This is a genomic window from Streptomyces sp. NPDC102270 (assembly GCF_044766405.1).
Taxonomy (GTDB): Bacteria; Actinomycetota; Actinomycetes; order Streptomycetales; family Streptomycetaceae; genus Streptomyces.
Window position 1 is genome coordinate 165,023 of sequence record NZ_JBIWLX010000007.1, and the last position, 26,994, is coordinate 192,016.

The 26,994-nt window shown below is 71.1% G+C and carries 27 protein-coding genes; 13 read left to right on the forward strand and 14 right to left on the reverse strand.

What is annotated here, in order from left to right; genetic code table 11:
* The gene (locus ACIRP7_RS15905; RefSeq protein ID WP_403658812.1) at positions 1–1,443 is read right to left on the reverse strand and encodes a sensor histidine kinase; all 1,443 of its coding nucleotides are present in this window, start codon (positions 1,441–1,443) and stop codon (positions 1–3) included.
* A complete protein-coding gene (locus tag ACIRP7_RS15910; protein WP_403658815.1) occupies positions 1,440–2,180 on the reverse strand; it encodes a response regulator transcription factor in 741 nt (246 codons plus the stop codon). Before ACIRP7_RS15910 ends, ACIRP7_RS15905 begins: the two co-directional genes overlap by 4 nt.
* A gap of 149 nt (positions 2,181–2,329) precedes the next feature.
* On the opposite strand from ACIRP7_RS15910, the gene ACIRP7_RS15915 reads away from it, so the two are divergent.
* The 5 genes from ACIRP7_RS15915 to ACIRP7_RS15935 all read left to right on the forward strand — a co-directional run bounded on the left by ACIRP7_RS15915 (position 2,330) and on the right by ACIRP7_RS15935 (position 7,191).
* Positions 2,330–3,682: a ferric reductase-like transmembrane domain-containing protein gene (locus ACIRP7_RS15915; RefSeq protein ID WP_403658818.1), complete on the forward strand. Its 1,353-nt coding sequence runs from the start codon at positions 2,330–2,332 to the stop codon at positions 3,680–3,682.
* 10 nt (positions 3,683–3,692) lie between these two features.
* The gene (locus tag ACIRP7_RS15920) at positions 3,693–4,121 is read left to right on the forward strand and encodes an FMN-binding protein (protein WP_403658821.1); all 429 of its coding nucleotides are present in this window, start codon (positions 3,693–3,695) and stop codon (positions 4,119–4,121) included.
* A 77-nt stretch (positions 4,122–4,198) separates the two neighbouring features.
* Positions 4,199–5,581 (forward strand): ferric reductase-like transmembrane domain-containing protein, encoded by a 1,383-nt coding sequence (locus tag ACIRP7_RS15925; protein WP_403658824.1) that lies wholly within the window; start codon positions 4,199–4,201, stop codon positions 5,579–5,581.
* Between the two features lie 28 nt (positions 5,582–5,609).
* On the forward strand, positions 5,610–6,398 hold the full coding sequence (locus tag ACIRP7_RS15930; RefSeq protein WP_403658827.1) for an FMN-binding protein: 789 nt from the start codon (positions 5,610–5,612) through the stop codon (positions 6,396–6,398).
* Positions 6,391–7,191 (forward strand): FAD:protein FMN transferase, encoded by an 801-nt coding sequence (locus tag ACIRP7_RS15935; RefSeq protein ID WP_403658830.1) that lies wholly within the window; start codon positions 6,391–6,393, stop codon positions 7,189–7,191. Before ACIRP7_RS15930 ends, ACIRP7_RS15935 begins: the two co-directional genes overlap by 8 nt.
* Before the next feature lie 95 nt (positions 7,192–7,286).
* On the opposite strand, the gene ACIRP7_RS15940 is transcribed toward ACIRP7_RS15935, so the two are convergent.
* From ACIRP7_RS15940 to ACIRP7_RS15965, 6 genes are all read right to left on the reverse strand, one after another.
* Positions 7,287–7,832: an arginine repressor gene (locus tag ACIRP7_RS15940; RefSeq protein ID WP_069761381.1), complete on the reverse strand. Its 546-nt coding sequence runs from the start codon at positions 7,830–7,832 to the stop codon at positions 7,287–7,289.
* Positions 7,833–7,851: 19 nt separating this feature from the next.
* Entirely contained in the window at positions 7,852–9,036 is a 1,185-nt protein-coding gene (locus ACIRP7_RS15945) for an acetylornithine transaminase (protein WP_403658833.1), read from the reverse strand.
* Positions 9,033–9,941 (reverse strand): acetylglutamate kinase, encoded by a 909-nt coding sequence (gene argB, locus ACIRP7_RS15950; protein ID WP_403658836.1) that lies wholly within the window; start codon positions 9,939–9,941, stop codon positions 9,033–9,035. Before argB ends, ACIRP7_RS15945 begins: the two co-directional genes overlap by 4 nt.
* On the reverse strand, positions 9,938–11,089 hold the full coding sequence (gene argJ, locus ACIRP7_RS15955) for a bifunctional glutamate N-acetyltransferase/amino-acid acetyltransferase ArgJ (protein WP_403658840.1): 1,152 nt from the start codon (positions 11,087–11,089) through the stop codon (positions 9,938–9,940). The genes argB and argJ overlap by 4 nt, the downstream gene beginning before the upstream one ends.
* Positions 11,086–12,114: an N-acetyl-gamma-glutamyl-phosphate reductase gene (argC, locus tag ACIRP7_RS15960; protein WP_403658843.1), complete on the reverse strand. Its 1,029-nt coding sequence runs from the start codon at positions 12,112–12,114 to the stop codon at positions 11,086–11,088. Before argC ends, argJ begins: the two co-directional genes overlap by 4 nt.
* Before the next feature lie 65 nt (positions 12,115–12,179).
* The gene (locus ACIRP7_RS15965) at positions 12,180–14,762 is read right to left on the reverse strand and encodes a YfhO family protein (RefSeq protein WP_403658846.1); all 2,583 of its coding nucleotides are present in this window, start codon (positions 14,760–14,762) and stop codon (positions 12,180–12,182) included.
* 183 nt (positions 14,763–14,945) lie between these two features.
* Between ACIRP7_RS15965 and ACIRP7_RS15970 the strand changes: the two genes are divergently transcribed.
* Positions 14,946–15,383, forward strand: coding sequence for a carboxymuconolactone decarboxylase family protein (locus ACIRP7_RS15970; protein ID WP_403658849.1), 438 nt, complete (start codon positions 14,946–14,948; stop codon positions 15,381–15,383).
* Here the strand turns inward: ACIRP7_RS15970 and ACIRP7_RS15975 are convergent.
* Positions 15,370–17,847 carry an alpha-L-arabinofuranosidase C-terminal domain-containing protein gene (locus ACIRP7_RS15975; protein ID WP_403658851.1) on the reverse strand — a complete coding sequence of 826 codons (2,478 nt, stop codon included), beginning with the start codon at positions 17,845–17,847 and terminating at the stop codon, positions 15,370–15,372. The genes ACIRP7_RS15970 and ACIRP7_RS15975 overlap by 14 nt on opposite strands.
* Positions 17,848–17,995: 148 nt before the next feature.
* Between ACIRP7_RS15975 and ACIRP7_RS15980 the strand changes: the two genes are divergently transcribed.
* On the forward strand, positions 17,996–18,502 hold the full coding sequence (locus ACIRP7_RS15980) for a DUF6314 family protein (RefSeq protein ID WP_403658854.1): 507 nt from the start codon (positions 17,996–17,998) through the stop codon (positions 18,500–18,502).
* A gap of 409 nt (positions 18,503–18,911) precedes the next feature.
* On the opposite strand, the gene ACIRP7_RS15985 is transcribed toward ACIRP7_RS15980, so the two are convergent.
* Positions 18,912–19,505, reverse strand: a complete 594-nt coding sequence (locus ACIRP7_RS15985) for a histidine phosphatase family protein (RefSeq protein ID WP_403658857.1) — start codon at positions 19,503–19,505, stop codon at positions 18,912–18,914.
* A 73-nt stretch (positions 19,506–19,578) separates the two neighbouring features.
* A complete protein-coding gene (locus ACIRP7_RS15990) occupies positions 19,579–20,019 on the reverse strand; it encodes a GNAT family N-acetyltransferase (protein WP_403658860.1) in 441 nt (146 codons plus the stop codon).
* Between the two features lie 94 nt (positions 20,020–20,113).
* Between ACIRP7_RS15990 and ACIRP7_RS15995 the strand changes: the two genes are divergently transcribed.
* Positions 20,114–20,404, forward strand: coding sequence for a DUF6461 domain-containing protein (locus ACIRP7_RS15995; RefSeq protein ID WP_403658863.1), 291 nt, complete (start codon positions 20,114–20,116; stop codon positions 20,402–20,404).
* A 137-nt stretch (positions 20,405–20,541) separates the two neighbouring features.
* The gene (locus tag ACIRP7_RS16000; RefSeq protein ID WP_403658866.1) at positions 20,542–21,024 is read left to right on the forward strand and encodes a DUF6461 domain-containing protein; all 483 of its coding nucleotides are present in this window, start codon (positions 20,542–20,544) and stop codon (positions 21,022–21,024) included.
* Here ACIRP7_RS16000 and ACIRP7_RS16005 read toward each other — a convergent pair.
* Complete coding sequence (locus ACIRP7_RS16005; RefSeq protein ID WP_403658869.1) at positions 21,021–22,454, reverse strand: PLP-dependent aminotransferase family protein; 1,434 nt, start codon at positions 22,452–22,454, stop codon at positions 21,021–21,023. The genes ACIRP7_RS16000 and ACIRP7_RS16005 overlap by 4 nt on opposite strands.
* Here ACIRP7_RS16005 and ACIRP7_RS16010 point away from each other — a divergent pair.
* Both ACIRP7_RS16010 and ACIRP7_RS16015 read left to right on the forward strand, forming a co-directional pair.
* Positions 22,453–23,364 carry a DMT family transporter gene (locus ACIRP7_RS16010; RefSeq protein WP_403658872.1) on the forward strand — a complete coding sequence of 304 codons (912 nt, stop codon included), beginning with the start codon at positions 22,453–22,455 and terminating at the stop codon, positions 23,362–23,364. The genes ACIRP7_RS16005 and ACIRP7_RS16010 overlap by 2 nt on opposite strands.
* 95 nt (positions 23,365–23,459) lie before the next feature.
* Complete coding sequence (locus ACIRP7_RS16015; protein WP_352390068.1) at positions 23,460–23,660, forward strand: DUF1918 domain-containing protein; 201 nt, start codon at positions 23,460–23,462, stop codon at positions 23,658–23,660.
* Here ACIRP7_RS16015 and ACIRP7_RS16020 read toward each other — a convergent pair.
* Positions 23,629–24,891, reverse strand: a complete 1,263-nt coding sequence (locus ACIRP7_RS16020) for a glycoside hydrolase family 10 protein (RefSeq protein WP_403658875.1) — start codon at positions 24,889–24,891, stop codon at positions 23,629–23,631. The two genes, ACIRP7_RS16015 and ACIRP7_RS16020, sit on opposite strands and share 32 nt — an antisense overlap.
* A 157-nt stretch (positions 24,892–25,048) precedes the next feature.
* Between ACIRP7_RS16020 and ACIRP7_RS16025 the strand changes: the two genes are divergently transcribed.
* Positions 25,049–25,948: a 3-hydroxybutyryl-CoA dehydrogenase gene (locus ACIRP7_RS16025; RefSeq protein ID WP_403658878.1), complete on the forward strand. Its 900-nt coding sequence runs from the start codon at positions 25,049–25,051 to the stop codon at positions 25,946–25,948.
* A 209-nt stretch (positions 25,949–26,157) separates the two neighbouring features.
* Positions 26,158–26,415, forward strand: coding sequence for a hypothetical protein (locus tag ACIRP7_RS16030; RefSeq protein ID WP_031056219.1), 258 nt, complete (start codon positions 26,158–26,160; stop codon positions 26,413–26,415).
* A 23-nt stretch (positions 26,416–26,438) separates the two neighbouring features.
* Here ACIRP7_RS16030 and ACIRP7_RS16035 read toward each other — a convergent pair whose 3' ends face one another.
* Positions 26,439–26,984, reverse strand: a complete 546-nt coding sequence (locus ACIRP7_RS16035) for an NUDIX hydrolase (RefSeq protein WP_352390072.1) — start codon at positions 26,982–26,984, stop codon at positions 26,439–26,441.
* Positions 26,985–26,994 lie beyond the last annotated feature (10 nt).

The following is a 26,994-nucleotide window of genomic DNA, read 5'->3' on the forward strand; positions in this document are numbered from 1 at the left end:
TCACCCCTTGCCGAGCCGGACGGTGAAGGTCGTAGCCCCCGGCGCGCTCTCCAGCGTCACGCTGCCCCCGTGCGCCTCCACCACCGCGGCCACGATCGACAGGCCCAGGCCCGCGCCGCCGGTCTCCGGCTTGGTGCTGCGGTCGGCGCGGGTGAAGCGCTCGAAGACGCCCGGCTGGATGTCCTCCGGGATGCCGGGGCCGTCGTCGTGGACCTTCAACAGCACGGCGGTGGAGTCGGTCTCCAGGGTCACCGTCACCTTGGTGCCGGCCGGGGTGTGCAGGCGGGCGTTGGACAGCAGATTGGCCAGGACCTGGTGGAGGCGGTGTTCGTCGCCCGTCACCGTGACCGGGTCCTCCGGGAGGTCCAGCTCCCAGCGGTGACCGGAACCGGTGGTCCGCGCGTCCGTGAGGGCGTCGAGGACCAGGCGGGTGAGGTCGACGGGGGCGGCCTCCAGGGGGCGGCCCGCGTCCAGGCGGGCCAGCAGGAGCAGGTCGTCGACCATGGCGCCCATACGGGTCGACTCGGCGGCGATGCGCTCCAGGGCCCGGGTGATCTCCGGCGGCAGCGGGCCCGGGTGCAGCAGGGCGAGTTCGGCGTGGCCGCGCACCGAGGCGACCGGGGTGCGCAGTTCGTGGCTGGCGTCGGCGGCGAAGCTGCGCAGCCGTTCCTCGCTGGCGTGGCGTTTGGTCAGGGCGTCCTCGACATGGCCGAGCATGCGGTTGAAGGCGCCGGCGACCCTGCCCACCTCACTGCGTGGATCGGTTTCCGGGGCGTGCGGCGGAAGGGCCACCTCTCCGCTCGCGAGCGGGAGTTCGCTGACCCGGGTGGCGGTCGCGGCGACCCGGCTCAGCGGGCGCAGAGACCAGCGCACCCACAGGGCGCCCGCGACACCGGCGGCGGTGAGGGCGGCGCCGAAGACGATTCCGCCGACCAGTTCCAGGCGGTGGACGGTGGCCTCGACGGGCTCCAGGGGCAGGCCGGTGACCAGGATGTCGCCGTCGAGGCCCCGGGTGGCGAGGAGCCGGTAGCCGCCCAGGGCGGAGAGGCCGACGCTGTGGCCCCGGCCGTCGACCGGGACGGCCGCGAGCCGCTTCCGGTCGGGGGCGGTCAGGTCGACGTTCAGGGTACCGGTGGGGCGGACCACCGCGGCGTTGGTGACCGTGCCGTTGACCAACCGGGCGCCGAAGGTGCCGGCGGCCTGTCGGCGGGTGTCGGCGTGCTCGTCGCCGTCGTGGTCGTCCTTCTGCGGTAGGCCCTTGTGTTCCAGGCTGACCGCGAAACGGTTCCCCGCCTCGGTGAGCTGCTCGTCGAGGCGACCGGTGAGGAAGCCCTTCAACCCGAGGATCGCGGCGATCCCGACCGCGGCGCAGCTCACCGCGAGCAGCACCACCAGGCCGAGGGTGAGCCGGGCCCGCAGGGTGTGCGGCCGCAGGTCTCTCACGGCGTCACCGGTTTGATCACGTACCCCGCCCCGCGCACGGTGTGGATCATCGGCTCGCGGCCGACGTCCACCTTCTTGCGCAGATACGAGATGTACAGCTCGACGACATGGGCGCGGCCGCCGAAGTCGTAGGACCACACCCGGTCGAGGATCTGCGCCTTGCTGAGCACGCGGCGCGGGTTGCGCATGAGGAAGCGCAGCAGCTCGAACTCGGTCGGGGACAGTTCGATCAGCTCGCCGCCGCGGGTGACCTCGCGGGCCTCCTCGTCCATGACCAGGTCGCCGACGGTCAGCCGTGGGCCCTCGTCGAGCTGCCGGGCCATGCCCGCGCGGCGCAGCAGTCCGCGCAGCCGGGCGACGACCTCCTCCAGGCTGAACGGCTTGGTCACGTAGTCGTCGCCGCCGGCCGTGATCCCCTTGATGCGGTCCTCCACGGTGTCCCGGGCGGTCAGGAAGAGCACGCACACGTCGGGCTTCACGGTGTGCAGGGCGCGCAGGACCGCGAAGCCGTCGGTGTCCGGGAGCATCACGTCCAGGACGACGGCGTCGGGCAGCAGCTCCCGGGCCGCAGCCACCGCCGAGGCGCCGTCGCCTGCCGTGCGGACCTGCCAGCCCTCGTAGCGCAGGGCGCCGGAGAGGACCTCGGCGAGGTCGGGGTCGTCGTCGACGACGAGGACGCGCAGCGGGGTGCCGTCGGGGCGGGTGAGGGCGGGGCGGCCCGAGCGTGCGGTGTTCATATCCTCTCCAGGATTACCCCTGGCCGGAGCGGCAGGGGGCCCGGAAAGCTCTGAGTTTCCTCTGAGTGCGCTCTGCGGGGTGCCTTTCAAAGGGTCCTGAGAAGTTGTCTTCGCACAGTGGTGTCCCGAACAGCCGAAAGGACGCATCCATGACCACCGTGTACGAGCGGCGGGCCGCACCAGCCGTGGCGCCGCCCGCGCGACGCTCCCCCGCGGGTGCCGTGCTCGCCCTCCTGTGGGCCGGGGCGGCGGCCGTGATCGTCCTGTGGTGGGCGGACACCGGTTCCGTGGTCGGTACGGCCGGGTGGCTGACCGGCGCCGGGCGGATCGCCGGGCTGCTCTGCGGGTACGCCTGCGCGGTGCTGGTGGGTCTGATGGCGCGGGTGCCGGTGCTGGAGCGGCGGGTCGGGTCGGACCGGGTGGCCCGCTGGCACGCGATGGCCGGCCGCTACACCGTCTGTCTGCTGCTCGCGCACATCGGGCTGATCCTCACCGGGTACGCCGCCCAGGACAGCGCCTCGCTGTGGCACGAGACCGTCACGGTCATCCTGGACTATCCCGAGATGCTCAAGGCCACCGCCGGCACGCTGATCCTCCTCGCGGTCGGCGTCACCTCGGCACGGGCGGTGCGCCGCCGCACCGGCCACGAGTTCTGGTATTACGTCCATCTCCTCACGTACGCCGCCGTGTTCCTCACCTTCGGCCACCAGCTGGCCCTCGGGAACGACTTCAACGGCAACACCGCGGCCACGGCGGCCTGGTACGCGCTCTACCTCGGTGTCGCGGCCCTGGTGCTGTGGTTCCGGATCCTCGCGCCGGTGCGGCTGAACCTGCGGCACCGGCTGCGGGTGGAGTCCGTGCACCAGGAGGCGCGGGGCGTGTGGTCCGTCGTCGTACACGGACGGGAACTGGACCAACTCGGCGCGCGGCCTGGGCAGTTCTTCCGCTGGCGGTTCCTCGCCGCGGGCCTGCGGTGGACGTCGACGCCGTACTCCCTGTCGGCACCGCCCCGCCCCGACCGCATGCGGATCACGGTCAAGGCGCTCGGCGACCACAGTACGGCCGTGGCCATGCTGCGGCCCGGCACGCGCGTGTGGGCCGAGGGGCCGTACGGATCGCTGACCGGCGACCGGCAGACCTCGTCCAAGTCGCTGCTGATCGGGGGCGGAGTCGGTATCACCCCGCTGCGGGCGCTGTTCGAGACCCTGCCGGGCGAGGTCACCCTCCTGTACCGGGCGCGCACGGTCGAGGACCTCGCGCTGGGCGGGGAGTTGGAGTCCGTCGCCCGGTGGCGCGGGGCAAGGGTGCACTACCTGCTCAACGGGCCGGAGGGGCAACGGCCGCGTATCACCGCCGCGTCGCTGCGGGCGACCTTCCCCGACCTGGCCGGTCACGACGTCTACCTCTGCGGCCCGCACGGGTTCGCCAGGGAGGTGTACGAGGAGCTGCGCGCCGCGGGAGTTCCCGATCGCCGTATCCACCACGAATCCTTTGAGCTGTGAGGCCTCACACGTGCACGCGTTGAAGAAGAACCGCCCGCTGCGCCGGATCGTGCTGGCGAGCGCCGCCACCGTCTCCGGCATGGTGCTGCTGCTGTCGCTGAAGCCGCACAGCACGCCTGCCGTCGCCGTGACGACCCGGTCCACCGCCCCCGCGGTCACGGGAACCCGGACCGTCACCGGCGACACCGTCCAGACCCGCTGGGGGCCGGTCCAGGTCCGCGTCACCCTCAAGGACGACAAGCTCACCGAGGTCACTGCGGTCACCTACCCGACGGACAACCCGCGGGACCAGGAGATCAACAGCTACGCCCTGCCCCGGCTGCGGAGCGAGGCCCTCCAGGCCCAGAGCGCGGACATCGACACGGTCTCGGGGGCCACCTACACGAGCGATGGTTACCGCCAGTCACTCCAGTCCGCACTGGACTCCGCGGGCGGCTGAACACACCGGCGTCACGGCACGTATCTGAGGACCAAGGGACCACGCCCACCCCCCTTGCCCCCGTCCCCGGAGGAAACGTGACCACCACGCTCGCAGGCGGCCGCGCCGCCCGCCGTCAGACGATGCGCCGCATCCGCCCGCGCCGTTCCCCGGCGACCGTCCTGCTGATCGCCGTATGGGCGGGAGCGGCCGGTGTGCTGTGGCTGTGGTGGCACAACACGCCGTCCGTGGCCGACGACAACAGCAAGATCCTCAATGCGGGCCGGATCACCGGCCTGCTGGCCGGCTATCTGATGGCGCTCGTGGTGCTCCAGATGGCCCGGGTGCCCGCACTGGAACGCCGCGTCGGCTCCGACCGGGTCGCCCGCTGGCACGCGATGACCGGCCGCTACACGCTCTGTCTGGTCGTCGCCCACGTCTTCCTGATCATGTGGGGTTACGCCCTGCAGGCCGGCAAGGGGCTCGGCGACATCGTCCAGCAGACGACGGACTCCATCAACCAGCTGCCGGACATGGGCAAGGCGGCCATCGGCACCGGTCTGCTGTTCGTCATCGGCCTGATGTCGATCGGCGGGGTCCGCCGCAGGATCCCGTACGACACCTGGTACCACGTGCACCTGCTGACGTACGCGGCGGTCTTCCTGACCTTCTGGCACCAGCTGACCACCGGCAACGACTTCGCGGTCGAGCCGGTCGCCAAGACCGTCTGGTACGCGCTGTACGGCTCGGTCACCGCGCTGGTGCTCTGGTACCGGATCCTCACCCCGATCCGGCTGAACCTGCGGCACCGGATGTACGTCGAGGCGGTCGTCGAGGAGACGCCCGGCGTGGTGTCGGTGCTGATCGGCGGGCGCAAGCTGCACCGGATGGGCGCGGAGGCAGGCCAGTTCTTCCGCTGGCGGTTCCTCGCGCCGGGCATGCGGTTCAGCTCCCACCCGTACTCGCTGTCCGCGGCGCCCCGGCCGGGCATGCTGCGGATCACGGTGAAGGCGATCGGCGACCACAGCGAGCGGCTGCGCGAGCTGGTGCCCGGCACCAAGGTGTGGGCCGAGGGGCCGTACGGCGCCCTGACCGCCCAGCGCCGCAGCCGCGGCAAGGTGCTGCTGGTGGCCGGCGGTGTCGGCATCACGCCGATGCGGGCCCTGTTCGAGACGCTGCCGGGCGCGGCCGGTGACATCACCCTGCTGTACCGGGCCAACACCACCCAGGACCTGGCCCTGTGGGACGAGCTCTCCGCCATCGCGGACGAGCGCGGCGCCCGCCTGATGTACGCGGTGAACAGCCCGGACGGGGAGCGCCCGGACATCTCCGCGGAGTCCCTCCAGCGCAAGCTCCCCGACATCGACAAGCACGACGTGTTCATGTGCGGGCCGAACGGTTTCGCGCAGTCCGTGTACGAAGCACTGCGCGGCGCGGGTGTGCCCGCCCGCCGCATCCATCACGAGTCGTTCGAGATGTGACGACGGGAATTCAGGAGCTGTTGAAGCGATGAGGAAGAGTCACCCCGTCCGTCGAGTCGTGCTCGCGACCGCCGCCACCGTCTCCGGTGTCGTGCTGCTGCTGTCGCTGAAGCCGTCCTCGGACCCTGCGTCCGCCCAGGCGGGCGGAACGGTTCCGCAGCAGACGGCGGCGGCGCAGGAGTCGGCCCAGGGCGGCGCCGGGGCGGCCGCCGGCGGCGCGGTCACCGGCGACGTGGTCCAGACCCAGTACGGTCCCGTCCAGGTCCGTATCACCGTCAGCGGCAACAAGATCACCAAGGCAGAGGCGGTCCAGGCCCCCAAGGGCGGGACCAGCGACCAGAAGACCGCCCTGTCCGTTCCGAAGCTCAACCAGGACGTGGTCGCCAAGCAGAGCCCGAAGATCGACACGGTCTCCGGGGCGACATACACGAGCGAGGGCTACAAGAAGTCGCTCCAGTCGGCGATCGACAAGGCGAACGCGGCCGCCCCGGCCCAGCCGTCGGCTCAGCCCTCCAAGCCGTCCGGCGGGGGCGCGGGGGCGGCCGCCAAGACGGTCACCGGTGCGGTCTCCCAGACCCAGTACGGGCCGGTCCAGGTCCGGATCACGGTCAGCGGCGGCAAGGTCACCAAGGCCGAGGCCGTGCAGGCCCCCAAGGGCGGGACCAGCGACCAGAAGACGGCGCTGTCCATCCCGAAGCTCAACCAGGAGGCCGTGGCGGCCGGCAGCGCGGACATCGACTCGGTGTCGGGTGCCACCTACACCAGCGAGGGCTACAAGAAGTCGCTCCAGTCCGCGCTGGACCAGGCCGGTGGCTGACACGGTGGCCGAGTCGGCACAAGCTCCCGCCGCGGTACGTCACGCGGAGGAGGTCATGGGGACGGTCTTCTCCTTCGACGTCCGCGGCGGGGAACCCCTTGCGGTGCAGGCGGCACTGCGGGAGGCGGTGGCGGGGCTGCACCGCGTGAACGAGGTGTTCAGCACCTACCGCGACGACAGCCAGGTCTCCCGCCTGGCCCGCGGTGAACTGGCCCTGGACGACTGCGATCCCGAGGTCGCCGAGGTCCTCGAACTCGGCGCCGAGGCCGAGCGGTCGAGTGACGGCTGGTTCAGTCTGCGCTACGAGGGCCGCCTCGACCCCACCGGCATCGTCAAGGGCTGGGCGGTGGAACGCGCGGCCCGCCGTGTCGCCGAGTCGGGCGCGACGGGCGTCAGCGTCAACGGCGGCGGAGACGTACAGCTGTTGGGCGTACCGGGCCCCGAACGCCCTTGGCGCGTAGGCGTCTCGGACCCCCTGCGTCCCGGCGGCCTGGCGGCGGTGGTCTCGGCGGCGGGAGCGGCGGAGCTGGCGGTCGCGACATCGGGCTCAGCCGAGCGCGGCGCCCATATCGTCGACCCCAGAACGGGCCGCTCGGCGGTCACGGACCTGGTGGCGGTGACGGTCGTGGCCCCGACGATCACCTGGGCGGACTGCTGGGCGACGGCGGCTTTCGCGATGGGGTCACGGGAGGGCCTGGCCTGGCTGGAGGCGCTGCCGGACACGGAGGCCCTACTGATCACGGCGGGCGACGAGGTGCTGATCACGGGGGGCTTGGCGGCTCGACTCGGGTGAGTTTTGTGCTTTTAGGGGCGCGGGGCTGTGTCGATCTGCGGCTCCGCCGCGTGGGCGCGACCAGCCCCCACTCACCCGCGCCCGACGAACAACCGTCAGTGGCCGTTCTGAGCCAACCGCAACAAATGCTCAGCGAGCGCCTGACCCCCCGTAGGGTTCCGGCTGATCAGCATCAACGTGTCGTCACCGGCAATCGTCCCCAAGATGTCATGCAGCTCGGCCTGATCAATCGCCGACGCCAAGAACTGCGCAGCCCCCGGAGGGGTCCGCAGGACCACGAGATTCGCCGAAGCCTCCGCGGAGATCAGCAGCTCCTGTGAGAGCCGCCGCATCCGCTCCTCCTTGGCGGACTCCCCCAACGGCGCCCGAGGGGTCCGGAAACCCCCCTCACTCGGCACCGCGTAGATGAGGTCCCCGTCGTTGTTGCGGATCTTCACCGCGTTCAGTTCGTCGAGGTCCCGGGAGAGCGTCGCCTGTGTGACGCTCAGCCCGTCGTCGGACAGCAGCTTCGCCAACTGGCTCTGCGACCGCACCGGTTGCCGGTTGAGGATGTCCACGATCCGGCGGTGGCGCGCGGTACGCGTCTGCGGCACCGCGGGCCCCGCGACCCCGTTGTGCTCGTGATCCTGCGCATGGCTCATCGTCGTCTCATTCTCCGGATCATCCGTCTCCCTCGGCGGCACCCAGGATGCCGGGGAGAGCCTGAACAAGCGCGTCCACTTCGTCGTCGCCGAGGTTCAGCGGCGGCATCAGCCGTACGACATCGGGGGCGGGCGCGTTCACCAGGAAACCGGCGTCCTGAGCCGCCTGCTGCACCTGCGGCGCGAGCGGCTCGGTGAGCACGATACCCAGGAGGAGGCCCGCACCCCGGACATGGGCGATCAAGGGGTGCCCCAGTGACTCGATTCCGTCCCGCAGCTTCTCGCTCTGCCGCTTGACGTTCTCCAGCAACCCGTCGTTCGCGATGGTGTCGAGGACGGCGAGTCCCGCCGCGCACGCGACCGGGTTCCCGCCGAAGGTCGTGCCGTGCTGCCCCGGCTGGAGCAGCTCCGCGGCCCGACCGAAGGCGACGGTCGCGCCGAGCGGCAGTCCGCCGCCGAGCTGCTTGGCGAGGGTGACCACGTCCGGCAGCACGCCCTCGTGGGCCTGGTACTCGAACCAGTGCCCGGTACGGCCGATGCCGGTCTGCACCTCGTCCAGGACCAGCAACGCGCCCTTGGCCGCCGTGATCGCCCGGGCCGCCTTGAGGTAGCCGGCCGGGGGCACCACGACACCGTTCTCGCCCTGGATGGGTTCGATGACGACGAGTGCGGTGTCCTCGGTGACCGCAGCGGCCAGGGCCTGTGCGTCGCCGTACGGCACATGCGTGACGTCGGCGGGCAGCGGTAGGAAGGGGGTCCGCTTGGCGGGCTGGCCGGTGAGTGCGAGGGCGCCCATGGTCCGGCCGTGGAAGCCGCCGTCGGTGGCGACCATGTGGGTGCGCCCGGTCAGCCGGCCGATCTTGAAGGCGGCCTCGACGGACTCGGCGCCGGAGTTGCAGAAGAAGACCTTGCCGTCCCGGCCGAAGAGCTGGAGCAGCCGTTCGGCGAGGGCGACGGTGGGCTCCGCCATGAAGAAGTTGGAGATGTGGCCGAGGGAGGCGATCTGCTTGCTGACGGCCTCGACGATCGCCGGGTGGGCGTGGCCGAGCGCGTTGGTCGCGATGCCGCCGACGAAGTCGTAGTACTGCCTGCCCTCGCTGTCCCAGACCTTGAGGCCCTCACCGCGGACGAGAGGGAGGCGCGGGGTGCCGTAGTTGTTCATGAGCGAGCCCTGCCACCGCTCGGTCAGTTCCGCGTTGCTCATGAATCCCCCTGTCCGTCCGGCACGACCATCGTGCCGATGCCCTCGTCGGTGAAGATCTCCAGCAGGATCGAGTGCTGGACCCGCCCGTCGATGACCCGGGCCGTGTTCACGCCGTTGCGTACGGCGTGCAGGCAGCCCTCCATCTTCGGGACCATGCCGGAGCTCAACTCCGGTAGCAGCTTCTCCAGTTGGGAGGCCGTGAGGCGGCTGATCACCTCGTCGCTGTGGGGCCAGTCCTCGTAGAGGCCCTCGACGTCCGTGAGGACCATGAGGGTTTCGGCGTCAAGAGCAGCAGCGAGTGCCGCAGCCGCCGTATCAGCATTGACGTTGTAGACATGTCCGTCGTCCTGGCTACGGGCGATCGAGGAGACGACCGGGATCCGGCCGTCGGCGAGCAGCGCCTGGATCGCGCCCGTGTCGATCGCGGTGATCTCGCCGACCCGCCCGATGTCGACCAACTCGCCGTCGATCTCGGGCTGGTGCTTGGTGGCGCTGATGGTGTGCGCGTCCTCGCCGGTCAACCCGACGGCGAGGGGCCCGTGCTGGTTGAGCAGGTTGACCAGCTCGCGCTGCACCTGCCCGGCGAGCACCATCCGTACGACGTCCATGGCGTCCTCGGTGGTGACGCGCAGGCCGGCCTTGAACTCGCTGACGATGCCGTGCTTGTCGAGGGCGGCGCTGATCTGCGGGCCGCCGCCGTGCACGACGACCGGCTTGAGCCCGGCGTGGTGCAGGAACACGACGTCCTGGGCGAACGCGGCCTTGAGGTCCTCGTCGATCATGGCGTTGCCGCCGAACTTGATGACGACGGTCTTGCCGTTGTGCCGGACCAGCCAGGGCAGCGCCTCGATGAGGATCTGGGCCTTGGGGAGCGCGGTGTGCTTACGGGTGGATCCAGTGCTCATGACGAGTAGGCGCTGTTCTCGTGGACGTAGTCGGCGGTGAGGTCGTTGGTCCAGATGGTGGCGGTCTCGGAGCCGGCGGCGAGGTCGGCGACGATGTGCACCTCGCGGTAGCGCATGTCGACCTTGTCGCGGTCCTCGCCGACGCCGCCGTTCTTGCAGACCCAGACGCCGTTGATGGCGACGTTGAGCCGGTGGGGCTCGAAGGCGGCCTTCGTGGTGCCGATGGCGCTCAGGACGCGGCCCCAGTTGGGGTCCTCGCCGTGGATCGCGCACTTGAGGAGGTTGTTGCGGGCGATGGACCGGCCCACTTCGACGGCGTCGTCCTCGCTCGCGGCGCCCACCACCTCGACCTTGATGTCCTTGCTGGCGCCCTCGGCGTCCCGGATGAGCTGCTGTCCGAGGTCGTCGCAGACGGTCCGTACGGCCTCGGCGAACTCCTCGTACTCCGGGGTGACTTCGGAGGCGCCGGAGGCGAGCAGCAGCACGGTGTCGTTGGTGGACATGCAGCCGTCGGAGTCGACGCGGTCGAAGGTGGTCCGGGTCGCGGCCCGCAGGGCCCGGTCCAGGGCCTCGCTCTCCAGGTCCGCGTCGGTGGTGAGGACGACCAGCATGGTGGCGAGGCCGGGAGCGAGCATGCCGGCGCCCTTGGCCATGCCGCCGACGGTCCAGCCGTCCTTGGTCACGACCGACGTCTTGTGGACGGTGTCGGTGGTCTTGATGGCGATGGCGGCCTTCTCACCGCCGTGCTCGGACAGGTGAGCCGCGGCGGCCTCGACTCCCGGCAGGAGCTTGTCCATCGGGAGCAGCAGGCCGATGAGCCCGGTGGAGGCGACGGCCACCTCACCCGCGCCGATGTCCAGCACCTCGGCGGCCTTCTCGGCGGTGGCGTGCGTGTCCTGGAAGCCCTTGGGGCCCGTACAGGCGTTGGCGCCACCGGAGTTGAGGACCACGGCGGAGAGCTGACCGCTCTTGAGGACCTGCTCGGACCACAGGACGGGCGCGGCCTTCACGCGGTTGGAGGTGAAGACGCCGGCGGCGGCGCGGCGGGGCCCGGTGTTGACCACGAGGGCCAGGTCCGGGTTGCCGTTCTCCTTGATTCCGGCGGCGATACCGGCCGCCTGGAATCCCTTTGCTGCCGTGACGCTCACGGTGCGACTCCGATCGTGGAAAGACCGAGCTCCTCGGGGAGACCGAGGGCGAGGTTCATGCTCTGGACGGCACCGCCCGCGGTGCCCTTGGCCAGGTTGTCGATGGCGCTGATCGCGATGATGCGGCCCACGGCCTCGTCGAGGACGACCTGCACCTGAACGCCGTTGGAACCGTAGACGGACGCCGTGGCGGGCCACTGGCCCTCGGGCAGCAGGTGCACGAAGGGCTCGTCGGCGAAGGCCTTCTCGTAGGCGGCGCGGACGGACTCGGCGGTGACGCCGGACTTCGCCTTGGCGCTGCAGGTGGCCAGGATGCCGCGGGGCATCGGCGCGAGGGTCGGGGTGAAGGAGACGCTCACCTCGGCACCGGCCGCCGCGCTGAGGTTCTGGACGATCTCGGGGGTGTGCCGGTGGCCGCCGCCGACGCCGTACGGCGACATGGAGCCCATGACCTCGCTGCCCAGCAGGTTCGGCTTGGGCGCCTTGCCCGCGCCGGAGGTGCCGGAGGCGGCGACGATCACGGCCTCGTGCTCGGCGAGGCCGGCGGTGTAGGCCGGGAAGAGGGCGAGCGTGACGGCGGTCGGATAGCAGCCGGGCACCGCGATCCGCCTGGTCCCCTCCAGCACGGCGCGGGCGCCCGGCAGTTCGGGAAGGCCGTAGGGCCAGGTGCCGGCGTGCGCGGAGCCGTAGAACTTCTCCCAGTCGGCCGCGTCCTTCAGCCGGAAGTCGGCGCCCATGTCGACGACGAGGACGTCCGGGCCGAGCTGTTCGGCGACGGCGGCGGACTGTCCGTGCGGCAGGGCGAGGAAGACGACGTCGTGTCCGGCGAGGACGTCGGCCGTGGTCTCCTGGAGTACCCGGTCGGCCAGCGGCAGAAGGTGCGGCTGGAGCGCGCCGAGCTTCTGCCCGGCGTTGGAGTTGCCGGTCAGCGCGCCGACCTCGACCTCGGGGTGCGCGAGGAGCAGTCGCAGGACCTCACCGCCCGCGTACCCGCTCGCTCCGGCCACCGCCGCACGTACCGCCATGTCATCCTCCTCCTGGATGGCATGACTATACGTTTCGCTGCACGTTTATGCAACCGAATGCATACTCACGCCCCCCTCCTGCGCACGGCTCCGAACACACCGAATCCGGCGAGCGCCACGAGCGAACCGCCCCCGACCGCCGTGCCCAGTCGCAACCCGGGTGGATGGAAAGCGCAGGTGACGCGGGTCGAGGTGCCGTCGAGGGGGACGGCGACCAGGCCGTGGTACTCCCTCGCGGGTACGGCGGCCTGGTCACCGGCGGCGCAGCGCCAGCCGGCGATCCGGGGCGCGGCCACCACGGCGACGCCCTTGCTGCCCGCCGGGAGCTCGGCCCGGAGCGTGCTGCCGGAGCCGGAGACGGTCACCTTCGTGGCACCGGAGGCCTTGAGCTGCCGTACGACGGCGTGCAGACGGCCGGTGTCCAGACAGCCGACCGCCTGGTCCGGCACGACGCCCAGCCGGTTCGGGGACAGCTCGATCGTCAGGCGCCCGGAGTCCGGGACCGTGCCGAGCCGCTGCATGGCGGCGATCTTGGTGAGGGGCCGCCAGTCGGCCCGGAACCGTCCCATCAGACCATGGGCGGAGGGGCCGCTGAGCCGCGCGGTGCCCGCGAAGTGCGGCGCCCAGAGGTAGACCTCGCTGCCCGCCCGGCATCGGGCGGTGAGCGTCGCCTTTCCCCCTACCCGCACGCCCCGGCGCCGGTCGGTACTGCGGTCCGGTGGCTTTCCGGCGCTGTTGAGCACGGTGATGTGCGGCAGGGTGTAGACGCGGGCGCCCAGCAGCAGTTCCTGGTTGCGGTACGGCGACGGCCCGAAGGCACCGGTCGCGGCGGACGGCCGTACCGTCACCAGGGGCGGGACGTCCTCGCGGGTCACGGTCTGCCCCGTGCCGTCCTGCGGGAACCAGTTCTGGTGCGGGTCCGGTGGGGAGTGCACCCGGGCGCCCACCGAGAAGATGACGTCCGTGACCGCGTTGTCCAGGCTCTGGAGACTGCGGCCGCCCGAGGTCCAGCCGCCGCCCAGGGCGGTGAGCGTGCTGCTGAGCACGGCCGAGGTGTGGCTGCTGTAGTACTGGGCGCCCTGTCCCCCGACCTCCAGCGGGTCGTTGCCGACGGTCTGTTCCCGGCCCGGGTCGGTGCGGTAGCGGGGCCAGCCGTCAGCCTGTGCGATCGCGTCCGCCTGGTCCCGCTGCCGGTCGCCCCAGGGGGCGTAGTCGTCCATGTGCCCGAACCGCGTCCGGGTGGCCACGGCGGAGGTGGCGGTGGCCTCACCGAGCTGGGCCCCGACGAGCAGGACGGCGGCGAGCGCTGCCGGGGCCATGCGCAGGACGGGTCGCTCACGGCCGAGCAGGACCAGCCCGAGCAGCGCGCCCACGGCCGCCGTCACGAACACCGGCCAGGCGAAGGAACGGACCAGTTGGCTGCCGCTCGCGACGACCGCGATCAGCGCGAGCAGCCCGGCCGCCGCTGCCAGGGCCCGCCGGTCGAGGGGACCGTAGGAGAGGGTGTGCCAGGCGGCGATCACCAGCAGGGCGCACACCACGAAGGTCTGGCGGTACGAACTGCCCTGCGGGGCGGCGAAGGCGTGCCAGAGCAGATGGGTCGGGCCCCACTGCATCGACAGGGTCACGACGAGCACCAGAAGCGTCCACCCCGCGCGCACCCGGCGGGGCGCCGCCCGGTGGAAGGGCAGGGCCAGAGCCAACAGCAGGGCCGTGGTGCCGACGAAGAGCGCCGGGGAGCCGAAGCTGTACGTCGTCGGCAGCAGCCGGGCCAGCAGGTCCTGCGTGCCCACCGGAGCGAACCGGGTGAACCGGCCCTCGGAGGCGTGCGCGCTGCCGAAGTACACGACCGTCACCAGGGGTGCGGCCAGGCCCATGCCGAGGGCGTAGGTCAGGGCGGCCCGGCCCGTCGCGGTGAGCCTGCGGCGGCGGGGCAGGTCGGCCAGCCACAGCCGCAGCAGGAACACCACAGCCGCGGCGAGCGTGGCCATGTAGGCCGTGTAGAAGTTGGCGATCCACGCGGCCGTCACCACCAGCACCCCGAGAAGCGGGCGCCGGCCGCTCAGGACCCACTCGCCGACCAGGCACAGCAGCGGCAGGGCGATCAGCCCGTCGAGCCACATGAGGTTGTACGAGGCGCTCGCCACCGTCCAGCCGCAGAGGGCGTAGGACGCGCCCAGCAGGCCCGCCGCCCACCAGCGCCCGGGTCGCAGCCTCAGCAGCAGCCAGGCCATGGCGGCGCCGGCGCACGCGATCTTCAGCACGGTGATCACGTACACCGCGAGATCGATCTCGTCCCGCGGGAACACCGCCACGAGCAGCGCGAACGGGCTGGTGAGATAGGTGCCGAGGTCGGGCAGGAAGCCGGCGCCGAATCCCGACTGCCAGTTGACGAGGAGGCCGCCGGTGGCCCGCCCGTGCAGCAGGTCCCACAGGTGCGCGTGGAACGGCACGTACTGGTTGCCCAGGTCGTTGACGTTCCGGGTGCGCGGCCCGAAGGGGTAACTGCGGGCGACGGCGTCGGCCGCGCAGAGCACGACGACGGTGATGGCCGCCGCCAGCAGGGCGGCCTGCCCCGGTCCGGGCTGTGGTCGCTCCCCCGTGAGGTCGTTCGCTGTCTTCGGTTCGGGCGGGACGGTCGGTCGCACGCCCTGTTGACTGGTCAATTCAGGCCCCCGTCCGGGGTGTTCACCCCGTGCGTTGTCACTGCGCCGATTTAGACCATGGGTGCATACGGTTGGTTGTCCGACCGCCGATGGCGGTGAAGTGAACTCCGTACGACCCGGAGGCCAACGGCGGCCGAGGGGGACGTACGGGCGGAGGGAGCCGACATGAGCGAGAGCACCACCCGCGAGGAACGTTTCGCGCGCGGCCTGGAGATGCTGGGCAGCGTCAACCCCGAGGTAGGGCAGCTGGTCGTCGACTCGCTCGCCGACATCAGCCCGGAGATGAGCCACCAGATCATCGCCTGGGGGTTCGGCGAGATCTACTCACGGCCACAACTCGCCCCGCGAGACCGCCAGTTGGTCACCCTGGGCATGCTCACCGCGCTCGGCAGCTGTGAGACCCAGTTGGAGGTGCACATCAACACGGCCCTGAACGTGGGCCTGACCCCCGAGCAGATCGTCGAGGCGCTGTTGCAGTCGGCCGGGTACTGCGGATTCCCCAGGGCCCTGAACGCCACGGCCGTGGCGAAGAAGGTCTTCGGCGAGCGGGGGCTGCTGCCCGTCGGACAGCAGCCCGCCGACCCGTCGGCTACCTCTGCCTGATCCTGAGGAAGGTGACCGAGTTCGCCGGGAAGGTGTACGAGAACTTCCCGGCGACCCCGTCGAAGGTGGAGGTCACCGGGGCGACCGCGGTCGACGTCTCGCTGTTCACGGCGTCGGGGTCGGCCGCCAGGGTGGTGACCCGGGCCCTGGAGGCGACCTTGGCCCGGCCCAGGTCGATCGCCGTACGGGCGGCCGCGTCCTGGGCGTTGACGACCTTGACGATCAGGTCACCGGTCTTCTGGTCCTTGGTCACGACCTGGCGGAACGGCTCGGCCGGCTTGTCGTCGGTGAAGCTGCCCCACTCCTGCCCGTCGAGGTAGAGGGTCACCTGACGGCCGCGGACCTTGACGTCGATGTCGTAGGTGCGGCCGGTCTCGACCGATCCGGCCTTGGAGATCAGCGTCGACTTGCCGCCGTCCACGGCCTGTTCGACGGCGCTCTGGGTGTTGTTCCAGCCGCCGATGTTCCACCAGTAGTAGTTGCCGGTGTCCTTCACTCCGAAGGCGACGAGGAAGCCCTCCTTGCCTGCCTTCTTGGTGGCCTTCACCTTCAGGTCGTAGTCGTGCCAGGCCGGGTCGCCGGCCGAGACCATGGTGTTCTCGGCGTTCACGTCGCTCTGCACGTACTGCCCGTCCTGGACGCTCCAGCTGCCGCCGCCGGTGTGGGTCCACCGCGAGGCACCGCCGCTGAAGTCGTCGGCGAGCAGGGTGTTCCCGTCGGCACCGGTGACCAACACGTCGTCGTACGCCGCCGTCGTCGCCCAGGTCGAGAGGCCCACGGCGCCGGTGATCGGGGCTTGCAGCGAGGGCGTGCCGGTGGCCGTGGAGGGCACCACGCGGTCGCCGACGTTGTTCATGAACAGCTTCTGGACCTCGTAGTTGGCGGAGTTCCAGGAGGCGTGGTTGTTGAACCAGATCAGGTCCGGGCGCCACTGGACGTAGTCCTCGTTGGCGAACAGCGGGGCGTAGGAGGCGAGTTTGACGACGTCGGCGTTGCGTTCCAGGCCGGTCATGAATGCGGCCTCGGTGAGGCCGTTCTTGAAGGTGTTGCCCTGGGAGGCGTACTCGCCGAGGAAGACCTTCGGGCCGCTGCGGTCGTAGGAGTCGTAGCGGTCGTTGTTCTGGAGGAACCACCGCGTGCTGTTGTAGTAGTGCTCGTCGACCATGTCGACCTTGGCGCCCTTGTTGAGCTGCCAGGCCGTGTCGAAGGTCGAACCCGAGTCGTCCGGGCCGGAGTTGGAGATCACCTGGATGTCCGGGTACTTCGCCTGGATGGCGGCGCGGAACTCCTTGAACCGGGTGAAGAACTCCTCCGGCAGGTTCTCCTCGTTGCCGACCTCGATGTGGGTGAGGTGGAAGGGCTTGGCGTGGCCCATCCTCGCCCGCACCTTGCCCCACGTGGAGCTCGCCGGACCGTTGGCGAACTCGACGAGGTCGAGGGTGTCCTGGATGTGCCGCTTGAGCAGTGCCTCGTCGGCGACGGCCTTGTTCTGGCCGCAGCCGGTCACCAGGGCGGGGACGACGGGCAGCGGCATGGCGCCGATGTCCTCGGAGAGGCGGAAGTACTCGTAGTAGCCGAGGCCGTAACTCTGGTTGTAACCCCAGAAGTTGGCGTTGGTGGCACGCTGCTCGACCGGGCCGATGGTGTCCTTCCACTGGTACGAGCGCTTGCGCTGGTAGCCGGAGGTCTCGCTGTAGTCCTCCATCGAGCCCGTGTTGACCAGGCAGCCGCCCGGGAAGCGCACGAAGCCCGGGTGCAGGGCGGCGATCTTCTCGGCGAGGTCCTTGCGCAGCCCGTTGGGTTCACCGCGGTAGGTGTCGCGGGGGAAGAGGGAGACCATGTCGAGGGCCGCCGCGGCGGCGGAGGCCACGGTGAGGCGGCCGTCGCTGCTGGTCCTCGTCGCGGTGAAGGCGGCTTTGTACCGAGCCCAGCCGCTCTTCGTCACGGCCACCTTGCGGGCGGTGGCGAGCGTGCCGTCGGCGTCCTGCAAGGAGACCGTGAGGGTCGTACCGGCGTCCGCGCGGGCCCACACCGAGAAGTCGTACCTCTTGCCCTCGTCGACATGGATGCCGGTGTTGTATCCGGCGTTCGTGACGGACGAACCGGCGGCCAGGGAGAGATAGGTGCGGTTGCGCTCGTTGAGGCGCCCGCCGTCGTTCAGCGCCTGGGCGGTGCCCTGCACCGTCCACGAGGTCAGCGGGGTGTACGAGGAGTTGTCGGCGGTGGAGTACTCGAAGGACCGGTTCTGCACGAGCTCGGCGTACAGACCGCCGTCGGCGGCCCGGTTGATGTCCTCGAAGAAGACGCCGTACATCGTGTCGTCGATCTTCGCGCCCTTGGCGGCCGGGTCGACGGTGATCGCGTAGTCGGTGACGTCCTCGGCATGGGCGGGGGCGGGGACCAGACCGGCGGCCACCAGGAAGGCGGTGGCGCTGAGACCGAGTCTCCAGCGGGTGCGTGACATGGATGCTCCGCGGCTCTCTGTCGACAGTGACGTTCGAAATATCAAACGATGATCAGCACTTCGAACGGCAAGATAGGGAGGGTGATCCCGAGCGTCAACGGGTCGCGCGGCTTCGAAAGTGTCGGAAGGGATCGGAGGGGCGGGGCGGATGAGCGGGTTCTGGCCAGTGACGGATGTGCTCGGGTATCTGGCCGGGAGCTGGCGGACCGAGCGAACCGTGCGGGATCTGGCGAGCGGAGACGAGGGGCGGTTCTCCGGTACGACCACTTTCGGCCGACTGAAGGGCGGCGGACTGCTGTCCCAGGAGTCCGGCGTCTTCGTCTGGCAGGGCGTCCCGCGCCCCGCGGAACGGACCCTCCGCTTCCTGCCGGGCGGGACACCGGGCACGGCACACGTCCACTTCTCCGACGGGCGCCCCTTCCACGACCTCGACCTGACGTCCGGCCACCATGTCGCCGACCACCCCTGCGCGGCGGACCTCTACCGCGGCGACTTCACCCTCCTGGACGCGGACCACTGGCGCACGGTGTGGCGGGTCGGCGGCCCGGCGAAGGACCTGGCCCTGACGACCGACTACACACGCGAGACGACGGACACGGACGACGCAGAGGGGCCGACGGGCTACGCCCGGCGCCTGAACACCCGGAATGGCTGACAGCCGCCGACGCGAGAGGGCCGACGACCCACCACGCGAGCCCCCGGCATGAGAGAGTCGGCAATCCACCCCGCGACGCCGACAGCCAGGCGCACGAGACCGGCAGCGCCCCACAGCGCAAGCCCTTGGCGGCCACCCAAGCCCCCGGCCGGCATGCCCGCCCGGGGCAGGCAGGACCTCACCACACCAGCCTGCGTCCGGCCGACACGAGTGACCCTCAGCAACCCACCCCGAACCCAGCGTCGGCCACCCCGCGAGGGCCCCACCACGCCAAGCCCCCGGCTGCCCCCGCACGAAATCGTCTGCGGCCCCCCACAGCCAGAACACCCCGCCGCCACCCGCACGAGACCACCCGCGACCCGGCCGCGCCGAACCCCGACCGCCCCCGCCAGACCGTCCGCGACCTCCGCTACGCCCGCGCAGGCTGAGTAGGGACCCCCTCGAAACGTAGGTTCCAGCGGCCGGACCTGCCGGTCACGGTGGTCGCCGACAGGGGTCGTACGTCGATGTTCCAGTAGGTCGACGGCGGGGCCTTCAGCGCGTAGACCAGCGCGGCCCGGATCACGGCGGGTTCCGCGACGGCGACGACCCGGCCGCCGTCCTCGACCGGCCGGGTGTCGAGCCACTCCCCCACCCGCGAGATGAAGGTCAGCAGTGACTCGCCGCCGTGCGGGGTCGCCCGCGGGTCGGCGAGCCAGGCGTCCACGGATTCCGGCTCGCGGGCCATCGCCTCGCCGAGGGTCAGCCCGCGCCAGCGCCCCATGTCACAGTCGCGCAGGGCGAGCTGGACCAGAGGGGAGTAGCCGAGGGCGTCCCCGGTGGCGCGGCTGCGGGGCGTCGGCGAGCAGTACCGCAGCTCGGCCGCCGCGAGGGGCAGCAGCTCGCGCGCCACACCCAGCACCTCGTCCCAGCCGGCCTGGTCGAGCGGACGGTCGTCCTCGAACCGCTCGGCGAGCAGCGAGGAACTGCGCGCGGCGGCGACGAACGTGACCCGAAGTTGCATGCGGCGATCGTGAGCCGCGAAAGTGCGCAGGTCAAGAGGTGTTACCGGGGAGTTACCGAGGGAGTTCCGGGGCTCACTGCCCGGGGACCAGCGCCATCCACCGATCGGGCTCGGCGAGCGGCGCAAACCCCAGCTTCTCGTACACTCCGTGGGCGTCGTGGGTGGCGAGCAGAATGCGCCGGAGGCCGCAGGGCCGCAGGTGCTCGCACACCGCCCCCACCAACGCCGTGCCGAGCCCCTCGCCCCGCACCGACCGGTCGACGTACACATCACACAGCCAGGCGAAAGTGGCCAGATCGGTGATGACCCGCGCATAGGCCACCTGATCGCCTGATTCCACCGCGTACACCCCGAAGTTGAGCGACCCGGCGATCGCCCGGTCCTGCTTCTCCCGGGGCCGCCCCATGGCCCAGTACGCGTCGGTCGACAGCCAGTGGTGCACCCGTCCGGCGTCGATCCGGTCGGGGTCGGTGGAGATCTCGTAGCCCTCGGCGAGGGGCGGGGTGTCGTTCATGCCGGGAGGTTCGCAGGCCCCGGTCGCCGCCGTCGAACTGTTTTCCCGAGAGGCGTTGTCAGTGCCGGGTGCGATGCTGCGGAGCGTGACGGGGATGACGACCGCCACGGACTACGCGTGGCTGAAGGACCGGTACGAACTCCTGATGGAGGCGTACTGCGTCACGCTGGTCCGGGACATCACGCCCGAGGAGCTACTGGAGGAGCTGGGTGCCGACGGACGCGGCCGGGTCGTCGGCGTGGCCGGACTGAGCGGGCCGTCGTACGAGCTCGCCGCCCCCTTCCGCCTGTTCGTCGGAGCCACGGCGATCGACGGCCGGACGCTGATGGTGGAGTTCAACGGCTACCGATCTCCGGCTGCACTTCGAACCGTTCCTGTGGGCTGAGGGGGGGAGTGAGCCCGTCAGCCGCGCGCCCCGAACGGTCTTGGGCGAGCTGGTCCCCGGCGTACTCGACCCCGGGTGGCGACACGCATCGTGTGCGTGGTCCGGGCCCGGGAGGCCCCCGCGGCCGGAGGCCGCTGATGGACGCCGCCCTCACGACCTGGCCAGTTGGATACGGCCAAAGGCGACGGGGAGGTCCTGAACCATCCTCTGGTGGAGCAGGGGCCCCGCACGCTGACGCCGTACCCGGTGTACCAAGTCGCACGATCACGTTAACCCGATCGGCCCGTAACTCCGCAAGCCCGCAAGCCCGCAAGCCCGCAAGCAGGCGATCACTCGATCGAGCTAACTCGACCTCGTGCACATTTTCCGGCCAGCAGCTACAACCCCTCTTCGCCGACGCCCGCTACGGCAGCCACCCCGACGAACTCCTCACCGAGATGCGGGAGTCGGGCTTCGACCTGACCGAGCGCGAGGAGGACGGCGATCACGACGCGTACGACTCGACCCTGACCGGGGCCTCCTTCGCCCTCGCCCACCGCCTCACCGGCATACGCCTGACCCCGGAGCTCTTCGCCACCGCCGAGTTCCTGTGCGGGGTCGCGCCGGTGCCGCGCGGCTAGAACACCTCGTCACAGGCCGTTCGGAGCCGTCGTACCCCTTCCGCGATCTCCCCCGCCCCCGCCACCGCCGCGAAGCTCAACCGGGCGTGACCGGCGGGGGGTTCGGCGCTGAAGTACGGGCGGCCAGGGGTGATCGCGACGCCCGCGCGGAGGGCCGCGGCGGTCAGGGCGGTCTCGTCCGTACCGTCCGGGAGGCGGAGCCAGAGGTGGTAGCCGCCCGACGGGATGTGCGGGAGGGCGAGTTCGGGGAGGTCGAGGCGGAGGGCGGTGGTCATGGTGTCCCGGCGCGTCTTCAACTCCGCCGAGATCGTGCGCAGATGGCGGGGCCAGGCCGGCGAGCCGACGAGTTCCAGAGCCGCCTCCTGGAGGGGGCGGGGGACGAAGAAGGTGTCGACGATCTGGATCGCGCGCAGGCGCTCCAGCACCGGGCCACGCGCGGCGAGCGCGCTCACCCGGAAGCTCGGCGAGGTCGCCTTGGTCAGCGAACTCACGTGGACGACGACTCCGTCGGGGTCCTCGGCGGCCAGCGGACGCGGCAAGGGGCCCGCGTCCTCGTGCACGAGCCGTCGTACGAAGTCGTCCTCGACGACGAACGCGCCGGCCTCGCGGGCGATCCGCAGCACCTCGCCCCGGCGCTCGGGGGCCAGCACCGCCCCGGTCGGGTTCTGGAACAGCGGCTGGCACACGAACACCCGGGCGCCGGTCGCCCGGAACGCGTCGGCGAGCAGGCCCGGCTTCACCCCGTCCGGGTCCACCGGGACGGGGACGGGGCGAAGGCCCGCCGAGCGCGCGATCGCCAGCATGCCGGGATAGGTGGGCGACTCGACGAGTACGGGCGCGCCGGGCGGGGCCAGTGCGCGCAGCGCGGTCGTGAGCGCCGACTGTCCGCCCGCGGTGATCAGCACCTCGGCGGCCGTGACCGCCCCGCCGATGTTCCGCGCGAACCACTCGCGCAGCTCCGGCAGCCCCTCCGTCGGCGGCCGTCCCCAGGCCCCCGGGCGGCGTCCCGCACGGGCCAGGGCCGCGGACATCGCGCGCTCGGGCTGGAGAGTGGGGTGCAGATAACCGCCGTTGAACTCGACCACCCCGGGCGGCGGGGCCGCCAGCGAGACCAGGACACCGGACGCGTCCACCGAGCGCGGTACGAGGTCGGCGGCGCCGTCGGCGCTCAGCGCGACCTCCTGCCAGGAGGTGTCCCCGGCCGCGGTGGCGGTGGTGCGCGGCTGTGCGCGGAAGACGCCGGCGCCGGGGCGGGTGACCACCAGGCCCTCGGCGGCGAGCTGGGCGAGGGCCCGGGCGACGGTCACCGGGCTGACTCGGAACCGGTCGACGAGAGTTCGGCTCGACGGGAGCTTCCCACCGGGAGAGTAGCGGTTCAGCTCCCGCCGCAGCTGTTCCGCCAGTTCGGTGACGCTGCTACGCTCGTGCATGAGAGTACAGAGTAGCGCTATCGCAGCGACCGGAATAGCGGTTTCCACCCCCGCCAGGACCTTCGGCACCCTCCAGGCCGCTCTCGGGGTCGCCGCGTTCTCCCTCACCTTCCCCGCGACGTCGTGGGGTCTGGAGGGCTTCGGGCCGTGGTCCCTCGTCGCCGTCCGGAGCGTGCTCGCGGCACTCGTCGGCGCGGGCTGTCTGCTGGCCCTGCGCGTGCGGATGCCGAGCCGTCGTGACTGGCCGGGGCTCGCGGTCGTCGCCGCCGGGGTCGTCGTCGGCTTCCCGCTGCTGACCACGCTCGCTCTCCAGACGTCCACCACCGCGCACGCGGCGGTCGTGGTGGGTCTGCTCCCCCTGACGACGGCGTTGTTCTCCGCCCTGCGCATGGGCACCCGTCCCTCACGCACCTTCTGGACGGCCGCGCTGGCGGGCGCCGCCGCGGTGGTCGCCTTCACCGTGCAGCAGAGCGGCGGTGCCCTGACCGCCGCCGACCTGTATCTCTTCGCCGCGCTGCTGGTGTGCGCGGCCGGCTACACCGAGGGCGGCCGGCTGGCCCGGGTCATGCCCGGCTGGCAGGTCATCGCCTGGGCGCTGGTGCTGTGCCTGCCGATCGGTGTGCCCGCGGCGGCTCTCGCGCTGTCGTACGAGCCCGTGCACCTCACCGCGCACAGCGTCGCCGGGCTGCTGTGGGTGGCTGTGGGCTCGCAGTTCCTCGGCCTGGTCGTCTGGTACCGGGGCATGGCGGCGATCGGGATCCCCAGAGCCAGCCAGTTGCAGTTGGCCCAGCCCCTGCTCACACTGGTGTGGTCGGTGCTGCTGCTCGGCGAGCACCTGACGGTGGCCGCCCCGCTGACGGCCGCGGCGGTGCTCGTGTGCATCGCCGTCACCCAGCGGGCGCGGGGCTGACGGCGCGCCCGCGCCGGTTCAACCGGGCCCCCGCGCCGTAAAATCGGGGCCCCGGACCGCTGCTCCCGCACTTGGTGATGAGGAGGCCCCAGACGATGCGTGCAACCGTGGGCGACCAGCTTGTCCAGCACGGCAGGGTGGTCGGACAGCAGGACAAGATCGGCGAGATCGTCGAGGTGATGGGCCGGGAGGGCAATCCCCCGTACCGCGTCCGCTTCGAGGACGGGCACGAGGGCGTGTGCTCACCCGGCCCCGACACCGAGATCAGGCACCGGTTCCAGCAGACCGCCCGGTGACCCGGCGCGGGGGAGCCGCCGGCCCCTGGTAGTGGTCGGCGACCACCCGCGCCATCGCCCCGATGCGGTCGGCGGTGACCTCCTTGGCGGCGAAGAAGACATGCCCGCGCACCTGTGGGTACGCGCGCGCGAGCGTGAGGTGCCGGGACAGCTCCGCGGGGTCCTGCCAGGCCGCGGGCTGCGCCGGGTCCCCCGCCTTGTAGAGCGCCTCGCCGAGGTACAGCCTGGTCCTGCTGCCGCGTGCCTGCTGCGCCCACCAGGGCACGAGTTCGGCGTAGTCGGCCGCCGCGAAGCCGATGTTCCAGTAGAGCTGCGGCACGAGGTAGTCGATCCAGCCCTCCCGCACCCACTTGCGGGTGTCCGCGAAGTTGTCGTCGTACGACTGCACACCCGCGCGCGTGTCCGAGCCGAGCGGGTCGGTGGCCGCGTTGCGCCACACCCCGAAGGGGCTGATGCCGAACTGTGCGGTGGGCCGGATCCGCTTGATACGGGCCGCGGTCTCCAGGACCAGCTTGTCGATGTTGTCCCGCCGCCAGTCGGCCCGGTTGGAGAAGGCGCCGCCGTACGCGTCGTAGGCCGCGTCGTCGTCGAAGGTCTGGCCGGCCACCGGGTACGGGTAGAAGTAGTCGTCGAAGTGGACCGCGTCCACCGGGTACTTGCGCACCGCGTCGAGGATCGCGTCCTGGACGAAGGCACGGACCTCCGGCAGCCCGGGGTTGTAGTAGAGCTTCCCGCCGTACGGCACGACCCAGTCCGGGTGGATGCGCGCGGGGTGCGAGGCGACCAGCCGCGTCGGGTCGGCGTGGTTGGCGATGCGGTACGGGTTGAACCAGGCGTGCAGTTGCAGGCTCCGCCGGTGCGCCTCGGCGACGGCGGTGCCGAGCGGGTCCCAGCCGGGGTTCACGCCCTGCGTCCCGGTGAGGTACTGCGACCACGGCTCGTAGGGCGAGGGCCACAGGGCGTCGGCGGTGGGCCGTACCTGGAACATCACCGCGTTCAGCCGGTCCGCCGCCGCCCGGTCGAGGTGGGCGATCAGCTCCGCGCGCTGCTGTGCGGCACTCAGCCCCGGCTTCGACGGCCAGTCCCGGTTGGACACGGTGGCGAGCCACACGCCCCGCATCCCGGTTGCCGCCCGTCTCCTCGGGCGGCCCGGCGCGGCGGCCGCTCCCGAGGCCGTCGTCAGGGTGGACAGCGCGGCCAGCGCGAAGGCCCGGCGTGACAGACGTCCCATGTGCACACTCCCCCAACACCATGGATCCGCTCGGTCACGGATCGTTTCCGCGCCCCAGAATGCCCGAACGATGGCGGACCCAGACGATCGATCATCGATACTTGGGAGTAACGTGCTCGAACGGAGCAGGATCCGGCCACGGCCGGCCTGCCCCCAGGTGAAGATCAGCGAAAGGGACGAAGTGACGGACTTCCCGGCCGGAGACATCGCGCGCGTAGGAGTGGTGGGCTGCGGCCAGATGGGGGCGGGCATCGCCGAGGTGTGCGCCCGCGCCGGTCTGGACGTGAGGGTCGCCGAGACCACCGGCGAGGCCCTGGAGATCGGCCGTACCCGGCTGTTCAACTCCCTGACGAAGGCCGCCGAACGCGGCAAGATCACCGAGGAGGAGCTGGCGGCGACGCAGGCCCGGCTGAGCTTCACCACCGACCTCGGCGAGTTCGCGGACCGCGATCTGGTCATCGAGGCCGTCGTGGAGAACGAGCAGGTGAAGACCGAGATCTTCCAGGTCCTTGACCAGGTGGTGACCCGCCCGGACGCGATCCTGGCCTCCAACACCTCCTCCATCCCGCTGGTGCGCCTTGCGGTCGCCACCTCGCGGCCCGATCAGGTCGTCGGCATCCACTTCTTCAACCCGGCCCCGGTGCAGAAGCTCGTCGAGCTGATCCCGGCGCTCACCACCTCCGAGGGCACCCTGGCCCGCGCGCAGCAGTTCGCCGAGAAGCTGCTCGGCAAACACGCGATCCGCGCCCAGGACCGCTCCGGATTCGTGGTCAACGCGCTGCTGATCCCGTATCTCCTGTCCGCAATCCGGATGTTCGAGTCGGGTATCGCCAGCCGCGAGGACATCGACAACGGCATGGAGCTGGGCTGCGCCCACCCGATGGGCCCGCTGAAGCTGTCCGACCTGATCGGCCTGGACACCGTCGCCTCGGTCGCGTACTCGATGTACGAGGAGTACAAGGAACCGCTGTACGCCGCTCCGCCGCTGCTCCAGCGCATGGTCGACGCGGGCCGGCTGGGCCGGAAGTCCGGCTCGGGCTTCTACACCTACGGCTGACCCGCACCCTGTCCGTTCCAGGTGCCGATGACACAGTGCTACGAACGCGGGCCCGGCACTCCTTCGAGTGCCGGGCCCGCGTCATTCACACACCGTGTGCGCGGCGGGCCCGCATATGCCTGTCGCACACTCTCCCCACGCGTTCACCAGGCGAGTTGACTCTTCATGCGCATGCAAGGGATGTGACGACTACGGAAAGGAGCGGACCTGTGACCGCCGAACCGGAGCATCCCGTGGTCCATGGAGAACTCGCAGAGTTACGACGCCGTCTCGATGTCGCGTACGCACGCGTCGAGGGAGGACTGGCTCTGCTCAGTCACCGTACGGAGGAGACGGACAAGGAGATCGACGATCTGAGCGCCCGGATCATCGCCCTGGAGCACGCCCGCTGGCCGCTTCCCGCAGTCGCGGCGATCACCGCCGTGGGCGCGCTCGTCGTGGCGATCTGGCAGGCCCTCGGCCGCTGAGGCTCCGGGACATCGGTGGGGGATCAGGGCAAGCTGTCCTGACCGAGCCTCAGTTGGTGCAACAGGAGTAACGCGGCCGCCATGTTGGCGGCCGGGACCTCCCCGCGGACGACCATGTCGGGAACGAGCTTGAGGGGGACCCATTCCCGGCGGTCGGACTCGAAGTCGTCCACGGGGTGCCCGACGTACTCGCCCTCGTCGGCCCAGTAGATGTGGTGCCGGGCGTCGGTGAGCCCGTTGGACGGCTCCACACTCATGAGGTGCTGGAGCGGCCCCGGCCGCCAGCCGGTCTCTTCCTCGAGTTCCCTGGCGGCCGCGACGGCGATGTCCTCGCCGTCCTCGACCACCCCCGCGGCCAGCTCCCAGCCCCAGCTGTCGGTGATGAAGCGATGGCGCCACAGCAACAGGACCTCGTTGGCCTCGTTCACCACCGTGGCGACGGCGACCGGCCGCAGCCGTATCAGGAAGTGGTCGAGATGCCGGCCGTCCGGCAGCTCGACATCGGCGAGATTGACGCGGAACCAGCGGTTTTCATACACAGTTCGTTCGTTCTGTTTCGTCCACTGCACGGTTCTGCCA